The following is a 17,384-nucleotide window of genomic DNA, read 5'->3' as shown; positions in this document are numbered from 1 at the left end:
AAATCATTCAAGCACACGAAATAGACTACCACATTTACGGCGAGGAAATGCAATATGTGGAAATAGAATTAGACCCAAAGGAAATTGTAATTGCCGAAGCCGGAAGTTTTATGATGATGGATAATAATATCCAAATGGAAACTATTTTTGGAGACGGTTCCGGACAAGAAAGCGGATTGTTCGGCAAACTTTTAAGCGCCGGAAAAAGAGTATTGACCGGCGAAAGTCTTTTCATGACGGCGTTCATCAATCAAAACAGCACCAAAAGCAAAGTTTCCTTTGCCTCACCGTATCCCGGAAAAATTATCCCAATTGACTTAACTCAATTCGGAGGTAAATTCATTTGCCAGAAAGATGCCTTTCTCTGCGCTGCCAAAGGCGTTTCTGTTGGAATTGAATTTTCTAAAAAACTCGGTCGTGGATTGTTTGGTGGCGAAGGTTTCATCATGCAAAAAATAGAAGGCGATGGTCTGGCATTTGTACATACCGGCGGAACATTGGCCAAAAAAGAATTAGCCGCAGGCGAAATCCTAAAAGTCGACACCGGTTGCATCGTAGGTTTCACCAAAGATGTTGATTACGATATTGAGTTTATTGGCGGCATCAAGAACTCTATTTTTGGTGGCGAAGGTTTGTTTTACGCCACATTACGCGGTCCGGGAACCGTTTATGTACAATCCTTGCCTTTCAGCCGACTTGCGGACAGAATCATAGCATCCGCACCAAGAGCTGGCGGAAACAGCCGCGACGAAGGCAGTTTATTAGGCGGATTAGGAAGTTTACTTGATGGAGATAGAAGATTTTAAATTTCACCATTACGTTGATAAACTGCGACTTTAATTAATACCTACAAGGTTCAAAAAACCTTGCAGGAAATACAACAACGGCTTTCAGAAATGGGAGCCTTTTTTTTAACCATATAAGTCATTTAAGCCCGAAAGATGTATTGTCGCAATTATTAAAAGAGTTTTTATCACCGATTTTAAAGTTACTGATAAAATAATCTGTGCTGATCTGTGAAATCTGTGGCAAAGAAATTTAGAGTTTTAATATAATTCAGCATTAAATCTTAGCGAAAACTTATTAGTAAGACTCAAATAACTTAGAAGGTTGAAAAACCCTTTTTCTTTAATTATTCTTTTCAAAGGTTTTTTCAATTTTACTTTTGTACTTTTTAATATAATTGACTACAACAATTCTAAAACTTATATGCCTTACATGGTTTAAAAAAATTAAAGTCCTAATTTTGCAGTCTCTAAAAACTAAAAGTGAAACAAATTCTCTTTAAAAACACCAACATCTCCTATTCCGATACCGGGAAAGGAACCGCTATTGTCTTACTTCATGGTTTCTTGGAAAACAAAGGCATGTGGGATTTTTATATTCCGGAGTTTGCTAAAAAAAACCGCGTTATTACCATTGATTTATTGGGACATGGCGCAACGGAATGTTTGAGTTACGTGCAAACGATGGAAGATAATGCGGATGCGGTTCATGCTGTTTTATCGAATTTGCGTATCCGAAAGGCCGTTTTTGTCGGACATTCTATGGGCGGTTATGTCGCATTAGCTTTCGCCGGATTGTATCCCGACATGATAAAAGGATTGGTTTTATTAAATTCGACAGCAAGAGCTGACAGCGAGGAAAGAAAAACAAATCGGGATCGGGCTATTAAAGCAGTAAAACAATCTTTTAAGAACTTTGTTTCACTTTCTATCGCCAATTTATTTAGTGAATCCAACAGAGAACGGCTTTCTTCAGAAATTGAAAAAGTAAAAAAAGAAGCTTTAAAAACACCGTTGCAAGGAATCGTTGCGTCACTGGAAGGAATGAAAATAAGGCAAGATCGGGAGGTGTTGTTGCATCTTACACCCTATCCAAAATTATTGATTCTGGGCGAAAAAGATCCAGTTTTAAATTACGAAGAGACCAAAGAACAAATCGAAAATACAGCGGTAAAACTAGTAACTTTTCCGGACGGACACATGAGCCACATTGAGAACCAAGATCAATTATTGACCGTATTATTCGCTTTTTTCAGAAGCATCTAAATCATTCCTGATTTCAGATATCCTTTTTCCACCAATTCGCTTTTGTCTTTTAAATGGTGCAGTTTTCCTTCTTTCATCAACGCCAGTTTTGTGGAGACTTTAATCACATTTTCATAATTATGATCCGTGATAATAATTCCTTTTACACTGCACATTGCAGTGATTAATTCATTTATCTTTTCAATCATGATTGGCGACAAACCATTATAAGGCTCGTCTAATAAAACAAATTTTGACGCGTTATTCAGGATTAATTTAATTTCTAAATACCGTAATTCGCCCCCCGACAAATGCTTTATTTTTTTGTTCAGCATCAATTGAATCATTTCGTCGGCATAAAAATCTTGTAATTTATCTTTGGAAATAGACAATTGAATCGTCTTTTTTATCGAAAATGAACTTGGAATAAAATTATCCTGAGGTAAATAACTTATTTCGTTAAGCAAATCGCTTGTTTTTGATTTCACTACGCCATCCACCCGAATAAATTTAAAATCAGCGGCTACAATTCCGAAAATGATTTTTAACAAGGTCGATTTTCCGGAACCATTTCGTCCTAAAACACCAATAATATCGGTCGTTTCGCATTTTAAATACACATCAGAAACTATGATTTTTCCATCATATTGTTTTTGAACGCTGTCCACTTCTAAAACACTCTTTATCATACGAATTTGAGTATTACATTAATGACTAAAATTAACACCATTGAAAAAACAAAATTCATTAGAAAACCATAAATGAATAGATGTAATTTAGATATGCCGTTGTTGTAATAAAACAGGTATTCATTTTTAGCATTCACTTCTTTTATCAAAATACTGATACAGAAACCATAAATAATAAGCGCGTATTTAAAGGTTTCAAATCCTCCAAAAATCCATGCCAATGCACTTATTGACACGTTTATCGTCAAAGTACTTTTGTAAAACTCAATGATGTTGGCTAATTTTCTGATTGGGAACTTTGTTTAAATTATTTTCTCTTCGAAAGATATATTCACATCTAAAATTTCGCTCAATAAAAGAACCATTTGCTCCAGATAATTACTCAAAATTGCTTCATTTATAATTGAATTTATCTCTTTGTCTTCTTTAAAATTAAACGGAAGAAAACCAGCTTTTAAATTCTTAAAAGAGATAATTCCAGCTTCAATTGGCTTTCCTTTTGCGTCGTGCTCATACATGAAAGCATACGCGAGCACCTGAATGATTTTATCGCTTTTAATATCTTCGGTTAATCCTTTCCAGGATTTCAACGTGACGCTTGCTTTTTCTACTTTTCCGGTTTTATAATCAATAATTCGAATAATTCCGTTGCGCTCTTCTATTCGATCTACATTTCCTCTTATCAATACCGGAAAAGGCAAATTAGGATGATTTAAAGTTCTTCCAAAAGTTTTTTCCAAAGCAATTATTTTTATTGCATCACCGTTTTTAATACTTTCTAATTCTACTTTTAAGAAATTAGAAACATTTCGTTTGGCAACTTCAAACGCCAACAAATTTCGACCTTTTTTGATTTCGCCTTCTTTGTAAACCAATTTGAATTGCTTCAAAACCTCAGCGTCTATTTGTTTGAAACAATTTAAAATATCACTTTCCGAAATGAATTTACCAACGAATGACTCGTATAAAACCTTCAACGTTTCGTGGATAATGGTTCCTAGCGTATTCAGGGCAATATTTTCCTCGACTTCTTCGACTTCGCTGATGCGCAAAATCTTCTGGAAATAAAACTGAATCGGATTCCGAATATAACTCGTCAATGCAGATGGAGAAAACCCTTTTTCAGCAATTTCTTTCAATCGCAGCATTACACTTTCCGACTTTGGAATAACCATCGGTTGATAGGCTGTTTCGGGTAAAACTGCATTGTAAATTTCGTGTGATAAAGTATGATTTTTTTGCTTTTCGACTTCCAGTTGCGTAATGAATCGGCTTTTTTCACCCGCATCCAAACCTTCACTTTCGGTGTTATACAGTAAATAAATGTTCTTTGCTCTTTGTAGTAAATGATAAAAGTGATACGTGTAAATCGCATCTTTTTCTTTGAATGTGGGCAATCCTAATTCGCGTTTCACATCATACGGAATAAACGAATTTTGCGATTTCCCCGCCGGAAATTTGCCTTCATTCATCGAGGTGACGATAACAGTGTCAAAATCCAAAACACGACTTTCTAACACTCCCATGATCTGCAAACCATTTAACGGTTCGCCTTCAAAAGAAACTTCGGCTAAATCGATTACTTGTTTATATATGGCATAAAGCGTTTCTATTTTATCAATATGCAGGTGCTTCGAATAATAATTAATTAGTTTATTGATGACTTTGAAAATAGCGAAAACAAAAGCTTTCGTAATTTTTTCTTCCTCGTTATCGTTACTTAAATTTTCTTTTATCATTTGCAATAATTTAGAAATCGTCTGTAATACCGGAATCGAACCCTTTTCCCATTTTTGGAACAACAACAGAAACAATTCGCTTGGAACTACATTCAATTCCATCAATTTATGATGGGTGATAAATGTGTAATTGTTTTGATTAATGATCTTAACCAGTATATTCGTATTTGCATAAGGCTCCACCAATGGATGCGTCAATATATCCAAAACATCTTTGTAATACAACACATAACTTTTTGCATTTCTTGATAACGCATTCGTGTGCATTTTGAATAATTTGGCAATTAAAATTTGGGCTGGATTGTTTTTGCTTGAATACCCCATTGTAATATTCAAAGCGCCAACACTTGACGGTAACGAATATAAAAGCGGTATTAAAAGATTTTCTTCACCAAGTACTATCGCCACTTTATCTAATTTCCCTTCCGGATTTCCATTGATGACATTTTCGATAATACTTCCCGCGATTTTGGCTTGGCCAATTGATTTTGGTGTACCAATAACCTGAATATTTTTAATCTGCGAAAAATCATTGACAATCCATTCAAACGGATTCAGTTTATAATGCTTCCAACTCTCTTTAAAACGGCGTACAAAAAGTCCTGCATCGTGGTACGGATCATTGAGAAAGGTTTGGTCTACATCCCAATATATTTTGGCCTGATCAGAAGCGATAAGATGTTGGATTATTTTTTCTTCGGCTGCATTTAACGCATTAAAACCAGCAAATAGAAACTGTTTGTCTCGTACGGTATTTGAAAAATGATTTAAGTTATTTACTGCCTCGCGATAAATCAAGCCTTGATACCCAATTCGTTTATTTAGTAAATGAGTGTACAGAGATTGATAGTAATTGGGTAGTAATTTCCAAAAATCAATATATTTCTCTAATAATACAGTTTTGTTTTCAACTTCAATTCCCCATTTTTTTATATCTTCAATATCTTTCAGATACGAAAGAACATGCGACGGTTCTAATAAATAACGGTCAATTTCATTGAAGTCCTGTAATAATGTTTTGGCCCAGTTGGCAAACAACTCAAAGGATTGTTGATTTGCTTTATCAGTGATAGATAAGTAGACTTCATAAAATTCAAATAATAACTCTATAGGATCTACTGTTCGGATTCCAGCTATATTTTGAACAAAATCTTCAATACTTATAATTTCTGGAGAAAGTATATTTGTTTTGACTTGATTTTTTAACGCTTCAATCAAGAATATTTTGGCTCGTTTGTTTGGTAAAACTACAATGGTATTGGAAAGATTGTCTAAATGATTTTCAATTAAAATCGAAGCTATTTTGTCAAGAAAGGAAATATTTGTCATTTTATAAAAATAAAAAAAACGCCCCGATAAATCGAGGCGTTTTCTAAAAAATTTCGAAGGAAATTATTTTTGTAAAATAACTTCTGTTCTTCTGTTTTTTGCTTTACCAGCAGCAGTTTTGTTTGTTTCAACCGGAGTTCCTTCGCCAAAACCAACAGCATTTAAGTTTTCAGCTTTAATACCTCTTTCTAACAAAGCTTCTCTAACTACGTTAGCTCTGTCTTCAGAAAGTTTTTGGTTTAATTCCTCTGATCCATCACTATCAGTATGTCCTTCAATACTAAATTTAGCATTAGGATAGTTTTTAAGAATGTTTGCCATAGCATCTAATCTAGCTGGAACATCAGCAGATTTGAAAGTAGCTTTACCTGAATTAAAGTAGATTGCTCTAGCTTGAATTTTAAGGTTATCTAAAGCTTCAGTAGTTACTTCAGGACATCCTCTGTTGCTAGCTGGACCAGCTACAGTAGGACAATCATCGTCTTTATCTAAAACTGAATCTCCATCAGTGTCTGGCCATGGACATCCACCATTTTCTTTAGGACCTGCAACAGTAGGACATTTGTCATCTTTGTCAGCAATTCCATCACCGTCAGCATCAGGACAGCCGTTTAATGCAGCTAAGCCAAAAACTGTAGGACATGCGTCATTTTTATCAGCAATTCCATCTGCATCAGTATCAGGACATCCGTTTAATGCAGCTAAACCAAAATCATTTGGACATTCGTCAGCACTATCTTGAATTCCGTCTCCATCAGTATCAGGACAACCGTTGAATTCTTTTAAACCAGCAACTTCAGGACAAGCATCATCTTTGTCATAAATTCCGTCACCATCAGTATCTTTACCACCAAATTTGAAGATAAGACCTGCTGAATGTTGGAAGTGTGATGGAGCATCTGGAACACCAGCTGCATCTTCTCTATCTCCAAAAGATTTTTTATACCTTGTTGCAAGTTCTAAACCTACATTATCAGTAAACCAAAATGTCAAACCAGCGCCTGGGTTTAAAGTTCCGTAGCTACTATCACCAAAGAAAGTATATCCTCCACCAATAGATAAAGAGGGATCAATTACTTTAGAACTAATTAAGTTCATAAAACTATATTTGATAGTTGCATCAACACCATAGTACATCAAATCTCCAGGATCAGATACTTTATATCCACGAGAATCGCTTCCAATAGTTCCAGGTGCAAATTTTACGTAGCTATCAATTTTATTCACAGATCCAGATAAACCGAAAGAAAAATTGTCACCCACGAATCTAGATACACTAAGGTACGATACTGAAGGAAGGATATTCCAATTGTCTTTAACAGCAAATGGTTGAGAAAAATGGCGATCTAGCCAATTATGTCCTCCACCAGCACTAGTTCTAGTGTCAACGGCATTAACTCCGAAAGAGATAGCCCAAGGATTGTTACTGTCTTGTGCGTGAGAGCTTAAACCCATCACCATCATCACAGCAACTAAAATTTTGTTAAGATGTTTCATACTTAATTTTTTTAATTACAATTTAGTTAATTACATACAAAAGTAGTACGTAAATTTTAAACTACAAAATGAATTGTTAAAAAAAACCTACAATCATTTCTAAAAGTGGGAATTATACAACATTTAACATTCTTCCAACCTCAATAAATGCGTTAATTGCTTTATCCAAATGCGCTATTGTGTGGGCTGCAGACAGTTGTACTCTAATTCTTGCTTTATCCTTAGGAACAACAGGAAAAAAGAAACCTACAACAAAAATACCTCTTTTTAACAGCTCATTTGACATCGTCTGGGACAATTTTGCATCATAAAGCATTACCGGGACAATTGCTGAATCGCCTTCAACAATATCAAAACCTGCTTTTTTCATTCCCTTTTTGAAATAATTAGTATTCCATTCCAATTGATCCCGTAAAACAGTATCTCTCTCCAATATTTCAAAAACTTTTATAGATGCGCCAACAATAGCAGGCGCCAAAGAATTAGAAAACAAATACGGTCTGGATCGCTGACGCAATATTTCGATAATTTCTTTTTTTGCAGTCGTGTAACCTCCCATGGCTCCTCCAAGCGCTTTTCCTAATGTTCCTGTAATGATGTCGACTCTTCCCATTACACCTTTTGCCTCGAGCGTTCCTTTTCCAGTTGCTCCAATAAATCCGGCAGCATGGCATTCATCTACCATAACCATCGCGTCATATTTATCGGCCAAATCACAAATTTTATCCAACGGAGCTACAACACCATCCATAGAGAAAACGCCATCGGTAACAATTAATTTAAAACGAGTTCCAACTTCAGTAGCTTTGATTAATTGTTGTTCCAAATCTTCCATATTGCTATTTTCATAACGATATCTAGCAGCTTTACACAAACGAACACCGTCTATAATGGAAGCGTGATTTAAACTATCTGAAATTATAGCATCATTTTCTCCTAGTAAAGGTTCGAAAACTCCACCATTAGCATCAAAAGCCGCAGCATAAAGAATAGTATTTTCGGTTCCGTAAAATTCAGAAATCTTTCTCTCCAATGCTTTGTGAATATCCTGAGTTCCGCAGATAAAACGAACCGATGACATTCCGAAGCCATGAGTGTCCAAAGCGTCTTTAGCAGCCTGAATAACTTCTGGGTGCGATGATAATCCAAGATAATTATTGGAACAAAAATTTAAAACAGTTTCTCCTGTAGAAATAGTGATTTCTGCTCCTTGAGGTGAAGTTATAATTCTTTCTTTTTTAAAAATTCCGTTATCTTCAATGGTTTGTAATTCTGCTTGAAGATGTTCTTTTATTTTTCCGTACATTTTTGCTATTTTTTAAAGTTCAATTTTGCGAATAATTCATTATTTAGGTTACAAATTTACTACATCGATTTCTTTTCCGATGTAAATTAGTGCTTTTTTTGTCACTTTAAAACCCATTATCTCAATTGCTGTTTGATAATTTTCCAATTGCTGTTGGTATTTCACATTGTGTATTCCCGTTTTATAATCCAGCAGCAACACTTCTTTGTTTTTTGTTAAAATCATACGATCCGGCTTGATGGTTTTACCTTGTTTTTGAATAATAGTTTGTTCATTCAAAACTTCATTCCCTTCGGCAAAACAAATTTCTAATTCACTGTGATTAACAATTTCCCGAATTGTTTTCAAAACTATTTCTTTTTGACCAAAAGTTATCAATCCGTTTTCAATAGACTTTGTAATTGCCAAATCAATATCGTTTTTAGTTTTCACAAAAGACAGAATTTCATGAATTACATTTCCATATTCAATAGCTTCCTGTTGATGAGTTCCCCACATTAAAGCTTCACGCTGCGCAATTTTTATATTCTTTGGATTTAGAATTTCATTCACGAGAGGAATTGTTTTTGAAGTATCAATGTGTAGTTTTGCGGAAGATAATTTTGTTGCATTTCCAAATTCATATTCCAATTTATCTTCGGAAAATTCGCCTTTATTACCTAAATAATTAATAAAAAAGCTACACATATTGTTCTTTGGAATTTCACCTTTACTGGATAAATTCATATTCGAAATCACATATAACTGCTCTTCAGCTCTTGTCAAAGCCACATACAAAACATTGACATTATCCAGTAATTCTTCCTGTTTCTTTTGATTGTAAACCTCAGCAGCTTCCTCGCCAAATCCTTCTACCGCACTGCTGTTGTCAATTAAAACCTTTGGCAAACCAAAATCCTGTTCCTCAGCGTTTAGCCATAATTTGTCTTTTGGCTTTCTGTTATAATCCTCTTCGGCAAAAGGAAAAATCACGACCGGAAATTCCAATCCTTTCGATTTATGAATTGTCATAATCCGAACGGCATTAGTCCCCTCTGGAGACGGAATACTGAATTTCTCCGCATTTTTATCCCAAAAATTCAAGAAATCAGAAATTCCTGCTTGGTTTCGAATGTCTCGCTCGAGAACAATGTCCAGAAAATATTGAACGTAAGCATTCCCCTCCCCAACCCTCCCCGAAGGGGAGGGAGACGAAACTGGAGCAATAGTTCGTAAAAAGGTTTCTTGAAGAATTAACTCTTCATTTATTTTATTTAAAACATATGAAATACTCTTTACAACTTGCTCATTTGTAAATCGAATGACTTTGTACCCTGATTTATTTAAAGTATTTGTTCTATTTTTATCAAATTGAATTTGCTCTTTAGTAAAATGGTATTCGCCATCTACTTCAACAACGAGTTTTTTTGACAAACAAACAAAATCAACAATAAAATCATCAATGAGATATTGCTGCCTAAATTTATAATTTTCTAATGATTTAGATTTGAGCTCCATCCAAAGAACTTTTTCAGCATGTGTTTGTTCTTTCCTCATCGCTATAGCCTTATCGATTGAAAGGTGAGAATAATTTCCGCCCGTCATGTATCCAAATTTATTTGATTCAATAATACGGGCTTTATCCATCTGATCAACTACTACGTCACCCTTTACTTTGGAGAGGACTGGGGAGAGGAACTTTGCTATTATAGTTTCAACTGCTTCATACAATGATTTTTTTCGAATGTTTTGAAACGAAAGCGAAACATCAAAACTCATCAACCAATTTTCGAAATCGGTTTCCTGAAATAACGCCATTCCTTGTGCAATAAAATCGTGAATCGGTAATTTATCCTGACTGTTTTGTGCTAAATATTGAAGAAAATTTGCTTTAGATTCCAAATCAGAACTGTTTTTAAGGTATTTTAGTAAATGAATAATCAACCGAACTTCAGTGGCATTTTGAATCATCAAGGTTTCCGATGACAAAAGTGGAATTCCTTGCTCAGTCATATAATTCGCAATCGCAATTCCTTGGCTTCGTTTCCGTGTCAGAATCACAATATCTTTGTATTGAAAGCCTTGTTGTAGTACTTTTTGAATCGTATTTAATGTTGCTAAAACATACAAATCAGTTTTATCTAGAGCTTCTTCATCTTCTTCCGAAGTTTCTATTTTTGGAATGAACGAAATATTTACGTAACCACCGGTTTTATCGTTGGTTTTTTGATGGCTGTGATTTTCGTATAAATCTTTATAATCCAAATGTTCAAATTCATTGGACAACAATTTAAAAAAATCATTATTGAATTCGATTATCTTGGAATAAGAGCGGTAATTTTTGTCTAAATGTTCGAGTCTTTTATCTGGATTATTGAACGGATTTTGGTCTTTACTCAATTCAATAAACTGTTCCGCTTTTCCACCGCGCCATCTGTAAATGGATTGTTTTGGATCGCCCACGATCATCAAAGTTCCTTTTACGCCATAATCATCTTGGCCTGAAAGCGCATTATCGATTAACGGAATTAAATTTTGCCATTGCATTTCGGAAGTGTCCTGAAATTCATCAATAAAAAAATGACGGTAACGCTCGCCCAATCGTTCGTATATAAAAGGAGCCGGTTGATTTTGAATTTCGCGATGGATAATCGCATTAAATTCTGAAATGGAAAGCACATTTTGTTCCTCCTGAATTTTAGCCAATTCATTACTGACGGTATTTAGTAATGACAAAGGCGTAATGTTTTTGAGAAATGCTTTATAAAAATTTATCTTTTCAAAAGCTGAATAAACTTTAGTAAGAATCTGCAAAAATTCAGGAATCAACTTCTCAATAATCGCTCGATCTTTGGCTGTTTTATTGATTACTATATCATCAAACTCGTGAAAAGTTTTATTCTTAGGATTGAATTTCCCTTGCTGAATACTATTGATATGATTTGGAAAAGTGCCTCTGGAAAAAGATTTTACATCAATCCCGTTTTTATCAATTAAAGTCAAGGCTTCTTCTGCAAAAACAATGGTTTGCTTTTCTAAATCTTTGCAGGCTTGAGTTAATTTGACTTTAATTTCGACAAACTCAGCGATGGATTTATCTTGAAAATGGGTGATTTCGTTTCGATTATTTTCGTTTAAAACCAAGCGACCGGTTTCGAGAATTTCACGGGAAATGTCCCACGACTTATCATCATCGGTTTTTTCCATCGTGAAATCTATTAACAATTTTGTTAATGTTTCATCTTCTCCGGCTTGCGCGATGATGGCATCAACGGCTTCAATTAATAAATTTTCAGTATCCAAAGTGACTTCAAAAGTCATTGGTAAATTTAGATCGTGCGCAAAAGCCCGAATGACTTTATGCGTAAATTTATCAATGGTCGAAATATCAAAAGCGGCATAATTATGAATAATGTGCTTGATAATTTGCTGTGATTTGGTTTTGATTTGGATAATAGAAAGTCCTATTGGTTCCTCACTCCATTCTTCAGGATTATTTTCTTTCCGTTTTCCGTTCACCAAATCCTGCATTAAGTCCTGCGCTTTACCGCTGGGTTCATCTTTGGCAAATTCGGATAAACTACCTACGATTCGGCTTTTCATTTCGTGTACCGCTTTGTTGGTAAACGTAATGGCGAGAATATTGCGGTAGGCATCATTTTTGGGCGCGACAAGGATAATTTTCAGGTATTCTTTAACAAGCGCATACGTTTTTCCGGAACCGGCCGATGCGTCATATATCGAGAAGGAAGGTCTCCCCTCCCCAGCCCTCCCCGAAGGAGAGGGAGCCGAAACTGGATTTATTTTATGTTCCAAATTGATGTTGTTTATAAATTACGATTTTTGATTTAAAATTAGCGTTCTAATTTCTCAAATCCCATAGCCCTGATGGAAACGGCATCCTTTTTATTAGGTGATTTTTCATCACCTAATAAAAAGATATAGTGAACAGCAGGAAATAGCTCCTAATAATACAAGTATTAACAGGTTACTTTTAAAATTTGTCCCTAAACTTCGGGATAAAACTTAAAAGTAGTATTTTTGCAGCATGGAAACAAATAGACAGAAAAAAATAGGTGGGGTGATCCAAAAAGATTTGGTTGATATTCTACAAGGTGAAGTGAGAAAAAACGGAGTGGCAAATTTAGTCATTTCGGTATCCAAAGTTACTGTAACTACAGATTTATCAGTGGCTACGGTTCATTTAAGTGTTTTCCCTCAAGACAAAGCGAAAGAAATTTTAGAGGCGGTTAAGTCCAATGCCAAAAATATTAAGCATGATTTATCACAACGCGTGCGTTTGCAGTTGAGAAAAGTTCCTAATTTAGTTTTCTTTATTGATGACTCTTTGGATTACATTGAAAAGATTGATAATGCCTTAGCGAATAGAGACAATCCTATAGAAAATAGAGATCTTTTGGACAAACGCAGATTTCAATAAGATTTGAATTTCCCTCTTTACATAGCCAAACGCTACATTCTTAGCAATAGTAAAAATAATGCTATCAATATCATCAATCGGATTGCCAGCATGGGAATCATCGTTGGTGCCATGGCTTTGTTTGTGGTTTTATCTGTTTTTAGTGGGTTAAAAGTTTTTAGTCTTTCGTTTACAAATGACATTGATCCCGATCTGAAAATAAGCAGTACTTTAGGAAAATCCTTTTTGATATCTCCAAATCAGGAAAGCCAAATCAATAAAATTGATGGATTGTCTTCGTATACTAAAATAATTGAAGAACGTGTTTTATTCACTTTTGACGGAAAACAAGAAGTTACGTACTTAAAAGGTGTTGATTCTAATTTTAGCAAAGTAAATGCTATTGAAAAGAAACTTTTTAACGGACAATGGCTTAAACCAGATACGTATCAGGTGGTAGTTGGTTACGGAATTGCCGAGAAATTCTCGATGGGATTATTGGATTTTAATCGTCAATTGGAAGTTTTAGTTCCAAGACCTGGAAAAGGCGCTATTGAAAATCCGGAACAAGCTTTTAATAAAACGGATTTAATTCCTGTTGGGATTTATGCCATCAGCGAAGATTTAGATTCGAAATATGTTTTTGCCGATTTAGGTTTAGCGCAAGAATTATTGGAATACAAAACCAATCAGGTTTCGGGGATTGAAATCAAGACGAAAACCGATGCTGACGAAAGTGCAATTACAGACCAACTTAGAACTATTTTCAACAATAAAATCACCGTAAAAAACAGGGCGCAACTCAACGAATCGCTTTATAAAATGTTGAATACCGAGAATATTGCCGTGTATTTGATCTTTACGTTGGTGATTGTTGTGGCGCTATTCAACTTGATTGGAGCGTTAATTATGATGATTTTGGACAAAAAAGGAAACCTAAAAACCCTTTTTAATCTAGGAACCGAAATCAAAGATTTGCGAAAAATATTTCTGCTTCAAGGCACATTACTAAGTGTTTTTGGTGGAATTATTGGCTTGTCTTTAGGAATTATCATTGTTTTACTACAAGAGTATTTTCAACTAATTATGATTACTCCTACGCTGGCGTATCCCGTTGTCTTCTCGCTTGAAAATGTACTGATTGTTATGGGAACAATTGTTACGCTAGGCTTTATTGCTTCGCTGATTGCGAGTAGCCGCGTGAGTAAAAAGTTGTTGGAATAAGATTTCCGCTTTAAAATAAAACACGAATTCCACCAATTTACACGAATCAATTTGTGCAACTTAGTGGGATTCGTGTTTAAAGTCATTAGCTAAACAACCTCATAACCCGCATACGTTTCTTCAATTTCACTCAAAGCGGCAAACAACTCTTCCGGTCGGTCTAGGGTTACCAATTGTTGCTTGTGCGTTTTAAAAGAATGAATTCCTTTGAAATAATTGGTATAATGAGGACGCGTTTCAACAATTCCTAGTCTTTCTCCTTTCCATTCCATGGCCCAAGTAAGGTGATTTCGCACTGCTTCGACTCGATCAATAACGGTGGGTTTAGCTAAATGTTCTCCTGTTTTGAAATAATGTTTAATTTCGTCAAAAATCCAAGGATAACCAATTGCAGCACGACCAATCATGATGCCGTCAATACCGTATTCATTTTTATATTGTAATGCTTTTTCGGGAGAGTCAATGTCGCCATTACCAAAAATAGGCATCGTTATTCTAGGATTATTTTTTACTCGCGCAATGTGCGACCAGTCGGAATGGCCTTTGTACATTTGGGCACGAGTTCTGGCGTGTATGCTCAAAGCGGCAACACCAATATCTTGCAACCGCTCTGCAACCTCATCGATATTGATGGAATTATCGTCCCAACCCAATCGGGTTTTTACCGTTACTGGCAAATGAGTACTGTTAATAACAGCCTTAGTCAGACGAATCATCAAATCGACATCTTTGAGAACTCCGGCTCCGGCACCTTTACAAACGACTTTTTTGACAGGGCAGCCAAAATTAATATCAATTATATCTGGGTTTACAGTAGATACAATCTTTGACGACATTGCCATGGCTTCCTCATCACCACCAAAAATCTGGATTCCAACTGGACGTTCGTAATCAAAAATATCTAATTTCATTCGGCTTTTGATCGCGTCACGAATCAATCCTTCAGAAGAAATAAATTCCGAATACATCATATCGGCACCATGCATTTTGCACAATCTACGAAACGGCGGATCGCTCACATCTTCCATAGGTGCAAGAAGTAGCGGGAAATCTGGTAATTCTATGTTGCCAATTTTTATCAAGGGAATTTTTTTTGCAAAAATACGGAAATGTTTGTAAGTCTAAAACATTTTCTTTTCGGTTAGGTATTTCCAATATCGTTTTGGAACATGCTGTACGTGAAGCTTGGTGTTTTTTCGTTCTTTTATATTTGTATGGTCAAAATATTCCCACCACAGTTTCTGATAATTGATTTCTGTGTCCGAAAAAACTTGATTGTTTTTATCATCTAATGATTTAATATCTAAATCCATCATCACAATTTCGGCATCTTTTAAATCGTAATATACACCATATTTACGTCGTAAGTCATAAATAATCCATTTCTGATCTAGGTAACGATTTTTAAAATGTCTTATAATTAAAGTCAAAACATCAAAATCGGGATCAATTTTCGCAAAGTAGATACCGTCTTTCAATTGTTCGAATCTAATGAATGCTTCCATTCGGTGCTTTTCGCGCCCCACATTTTTGGTTAGTTGAGAAATTTGCAACACACTTTCATTTGCAAAATCCTTCATAATATTTATAGAAGGATTTTGAACCGCATAATTTATGACATCAAAAATCACATCTTCAACACCAATTTTTTCAGACAGAAAGGCATAAATAATACAGCGAACACCATCATTACCAATTTGTGCGTTGAGCTTTTTAATGACCCGATCGGATTTAGAAATATCGGTAATGATTTCTATTTTTTCAGCGAATAAATTGTGCTGTAAATCGTCTTTTTTACTGATTTTTGGGTTTGAATATTTGAATTCATAGATTTCAAAAACTGCAGTTAATAAACCCTCAAAAGTGTTATCGTAGGAAAGTTGCGTCATTGAGTAATGATAATTGATTATCAAACGGTTTCTCAAATTTTGATTTCATGTCACTGAGAATAATTTCCTTCAAATTTAAGGCGTTCAAAAATTTCAAATGAGCATTTTCGTTACTTACGGATATAAAATATTTTGCTCGATTTATCGATACACCAATTTTTTTTAGATGTTCCATGGTTAGATTTTGGAATCGTCTGGCATGAACAATTTTGTGTGCCGATTTTACTCCGATTCCAGGAACACGAAGAATCATTTCAAGCTGAGCATTTTGAATAATTACTGGAAATTGCGTGATGTTCCGGAGAGCCCATCCCATTTTTGGATCGACTTCTAAATCGAGAAATGGATTGTTTTTTTCGAGAATTTCATTGGCTTTAAAGCCATAAAAACGCATCAGCCAATCGGCTTGATACAATCTGTTTTCACGGACCAAAGGAACTTGAGCACCAATGGCTGGCAATCGTGCGTCATTGGAAACTGGAACATAACCAGAATAATAGACTCGTTTTAGGTTAAAATTATTGTAAAAATGATCGGCAACCTGAATGATTTGAAAATCGTTTTCTTGCGTTGCCCCAACAATTACTTGTGTGCTTTGTCCAGCTGGTGCAAATTTTGGTGTGCTTTTGAATTTTTTCTTTTCTTCTTTGTATTGAATGAGTTCATTTTTTACAAAACGCATCGGCTTAATCATGTCCTGATGATTTTTATCTGGCGCCAACAATTTCAATCCAGATTCAGTAGGAATTTCTAAATTCATACTCAACCTATCTGCGTATAATCCGGCTTCACGCATTATTTCATCAGAAGCTCCAGGAATACTTTTCAGGTGGATATAGCCATTAAAATTGTGTTCCAGCCTTAATTTTTTGGCTACTCGAACCAAACGCTCCATCGTGTAATCGGCATTTTTGAAAATTCCTGAACTTAAAAAAAGACCTTCAATATAATTTCTTCGGTAAAAATTGATGGTTAAATCAACCACTTCTTCTACGGTAAAAGCGGCGCGCTGAATGTCATTACTTTTTCGAGTGACACAATAAGCACAATCGTAAATACAAAAATTAGTCAATAGAATTTTGAGCAATGAAACACATCGTCCATCTTCGGTGTAAGTATGACAAATTCCAGAAGCCGACGAATCGCCAAGTCCTTTATTGGTGTTTTTTCGATTCCCGCCACTTGAGGAACACGACACATCATATTTTGCTGCGTCTGCCAGAATTTCTAATTTTTCTTTGATTTTATCGTAATCCACAGTACCTTTTTCTTTCTTTTATTT

12 protein-coding genes are annotated in these 17,384 nt (G+C 35.2%); 4 read left to right on the top strand and 8 right to left on the bottom strand.

What is annotated here, in order from left to right:
* The first annotated feature begins 5 nt into the window (after positions 1-5).
* Both ACP7AT_RS02495 and ACP7AT_RS02490 read left to right on the top strand, forming a co-directional pair.
* Positions 6-806 carry a TIGR00266 family protein gene (locus ACP7AT_RS02495; RefSeq protein ID WP_426063061.1) on the top strand — a complete coding sequence of 267 codons (801 nt, stop codon included), beginning with the start codon at positions 6-8 and terminating at the stop codon, positions 804-806.
* A gap of 462 nt (positions 807-1,268) precedes the next feature.
* The gene (locus ACP7AT_RS02490) at positions 1,269-2,051 is read left to right on the top strand and encodes an alpha/beta fold hydrolase (protein ID WP_426062787.1); all 783 of its coding nucleotides are present in this window, start codon (positions 1,269-1,271) and stop codon (positions 2,049-2,051) included.
* Here the strand turns inward: ACP7AT_RS02490 and ACP7AT_RS02485 are convergent.
* The 5 genes from ACP7AT_RS02485 to ACP7AT_RS02465 all read right to left on the bottom strand — a co-directional run bounded on the left by ACP7AT_RS02485 (position 2,048) and on the right by ACP7AT_RS02465 (position 12,373).
* Positions 2,048-2,719: an ATP-binding cassette domain-containing protein gene (locus tag ACP7AT_RS02485; RefSeq protein ID WP_426062786.1), complete on the bottom strand. Its 672-nt coding sequence runs from the start codon at positions 2,717-2,719 to the stop codon at positions 2,048-2,050. The two genes, ACP7AT_RS02490 and ACP7AT_RS02485, sit on opposite strands and share 4 nt — an antisense overlap.
* 302 nt (positions 2,720-3,021) lie before the next feature.
* Positions 3,022-5,787, bottom strand: a complete 2,766-nt coding sequence (locus ACP7AT_RS02480; protein ID WP_426062785.1) for a PD-(D/E)XK nuclease family protein — start codon at positions 5,785-5,787, stop codon at positions 3,022-3,024.
* Between the two features lie 63 nt (positions 5,788-5,850).
* On the bottom strand, positions 5,851-7,284 hold the full coding sequence (locus ACP7AT_RS02475; protein ID WP_426062784.1) for an OmpA family protein: 1,434 nt from the start codon (positions 7,282-7,284) through the stop codon (positions 5,851-5,853).
* 112 nt (positions 7,285-7,396) lie between these two features.
* The gene (gene kbl / locus ACP7AT_RS02470; RefSeq protein ID WP_426062783.1) at positions 7,397-8,590 is read right to left on the bottom strand and encodes a glycine C-acetyltransferase; all 1,194 of its coding nucleotides are present in this window, start codon (positions 8,588-8,590) and stop codon (positions 7,397-7,399) included.
* A gap of 48 nt (positions 8,591-8,638) precedes the next feature.
* Positions 8,639-12,373, bottom strand: coding sequence for a UvrD-helicase domain-containing protein (locus ACP7AT_RS02465; RefSeq protein ID WP_426063060.1), 3,735 nt, complete (start codon positions 12,371-12,373; stop codon positions 8,639-8,641).
* Between the two features lie 244 nt (positions 12,374-12,617).
* Between ACP7AT_RS02465 and rbfA the strand changes: the two genes are divergently transcribed.
* Positions 12,618-13,010, top strand: coding sequence for a 30S ribosome-binding factor RbfA (gene rbfA, locus ACP7AT_RS02460; RefSeq protein WP_035669309.1), 393 nt, complete (start codon positions 12,618-12,620; stop codon positions 13,008-13,010).
* A gap of 3 nt (positions 13,011-13,013) precedes the next feature.
* Positions 13,014-14,213, top strand: coding sequence for an ABC transporter permease (locus tag ACP7AT_RS02455; RefSeq protein WP_426062782.1), 1,200 nt, complete (start codon positions 13,014-13,016; stop codon positions 14,211-14,213).
* A gap of 89 nt (positions 14,214-14,302) precedes the next feature.
* On the opposite strand, the gene dusB is transcribed toward ACP7AT_RS02455, so the two are convergent.
* From dusB to ACP7AT_RS02440, 3 genes are read right to left on the bottom strand one after another with little or no spacing between them, the layout of a single operon-like run.
* Positions 14,303-15,295 (bottom strand): tRNA dihydrouridine synthase DusB, encoded by a 993-nt coding sequence (dusB, locus tag ACP7AT_RS02450; protein ID WP_426062781.1) that lies wholly within the window; start codon positions 15,293-15,295, stop codon positions 14,303-14,305.
* A gap of 39 nt (positions 15,296-15,334) precedes the next feature.
* Positions 15,335-16,102 (bottom strand): TIGR03915 family putative DNA repair protein, encoded by a 768-nt coding sequence (locus ACP7AT_RS02445; protein WP_426062780.1) that lies wholly within the window; start codon positions 16,100-16,102, stop codon positions 15,335-15,337.
* Positions 16,080-17,360: a putative DNA modification/repair radical SAM protein gene (locus ACP7AT_RS02440; RefSeq protein WP_426062779.1), complete on the bottom strand. Its 1,281-nt coding sequence runs from the start codon at positions 17,358-17,360 to the stop codon at positions 16,080-16,082. The genes ACP7AT_RS02445 and ACP7AT_RS02440 overlap by 23 nt, the downstream gene beginning before the upstream one ends.
* Between the last annotated feature and the right edge of the window lie 24 nt (positions 17,361-17,384).

The organism is Flavobacterium sp. DSP2-3-1 (assembly GCF_049896865.1).
Lineage (GTDB): Bacteria > Bacteroidota > Bacteroidia > Flavobacteriales > Flavobacteriaceae > Flavobacterium.
Note: the sequence above shows the minus strand (reverse complement) of the source record. Positions and strands in the feature narration are given on the sequence as shown.

Bases quoted from the DNA above. Each gene is read 5' to 3' on its own strand.
- ACP7AT_RS02485 (WP_426062786.1), bottom strand. From the start codon at position 2,719: ATGATAAAGAGTGTTTTAGAAGTGGACAGCGTTCAAAAACAATATGAT.
- ACP7AT_RS02480 (WP_426062785.1), bottom strand. From the start codon at position 5,787: ATGACAAATATTTCCTTTCTTGACAAAATAGCTTCGATTTTAATTGAA.
- ACP7AT_RS02475 (WP_426062784.1), bottom strand. From the start codon at position 7,284: ATGAAACATCTTAACAAAATTTTAGTTGCTGTGATGATGGTGATGGGT.
- kbl (WP_426062783.1), bottom strand. From the start codon at position 8,590: ATGTACGGAAAAATAAAAGAACATCTTCAAGCAGAATTACAAACCATT.
- rbfA (WP_035669309.1), top strand. From the start codon at position 12,618: ATGGAAACAAATAGACAGAAAAAAATAGGTGGGGTGATCCAAAAAGAT.
- ACP7AT_RS02445 (WP_426062780.1), bottom strand. From the start codon at position 16,102: ATGACGCAACTTTCCTACGATAACACTTTTGAGGGTTTATTAACTGCA.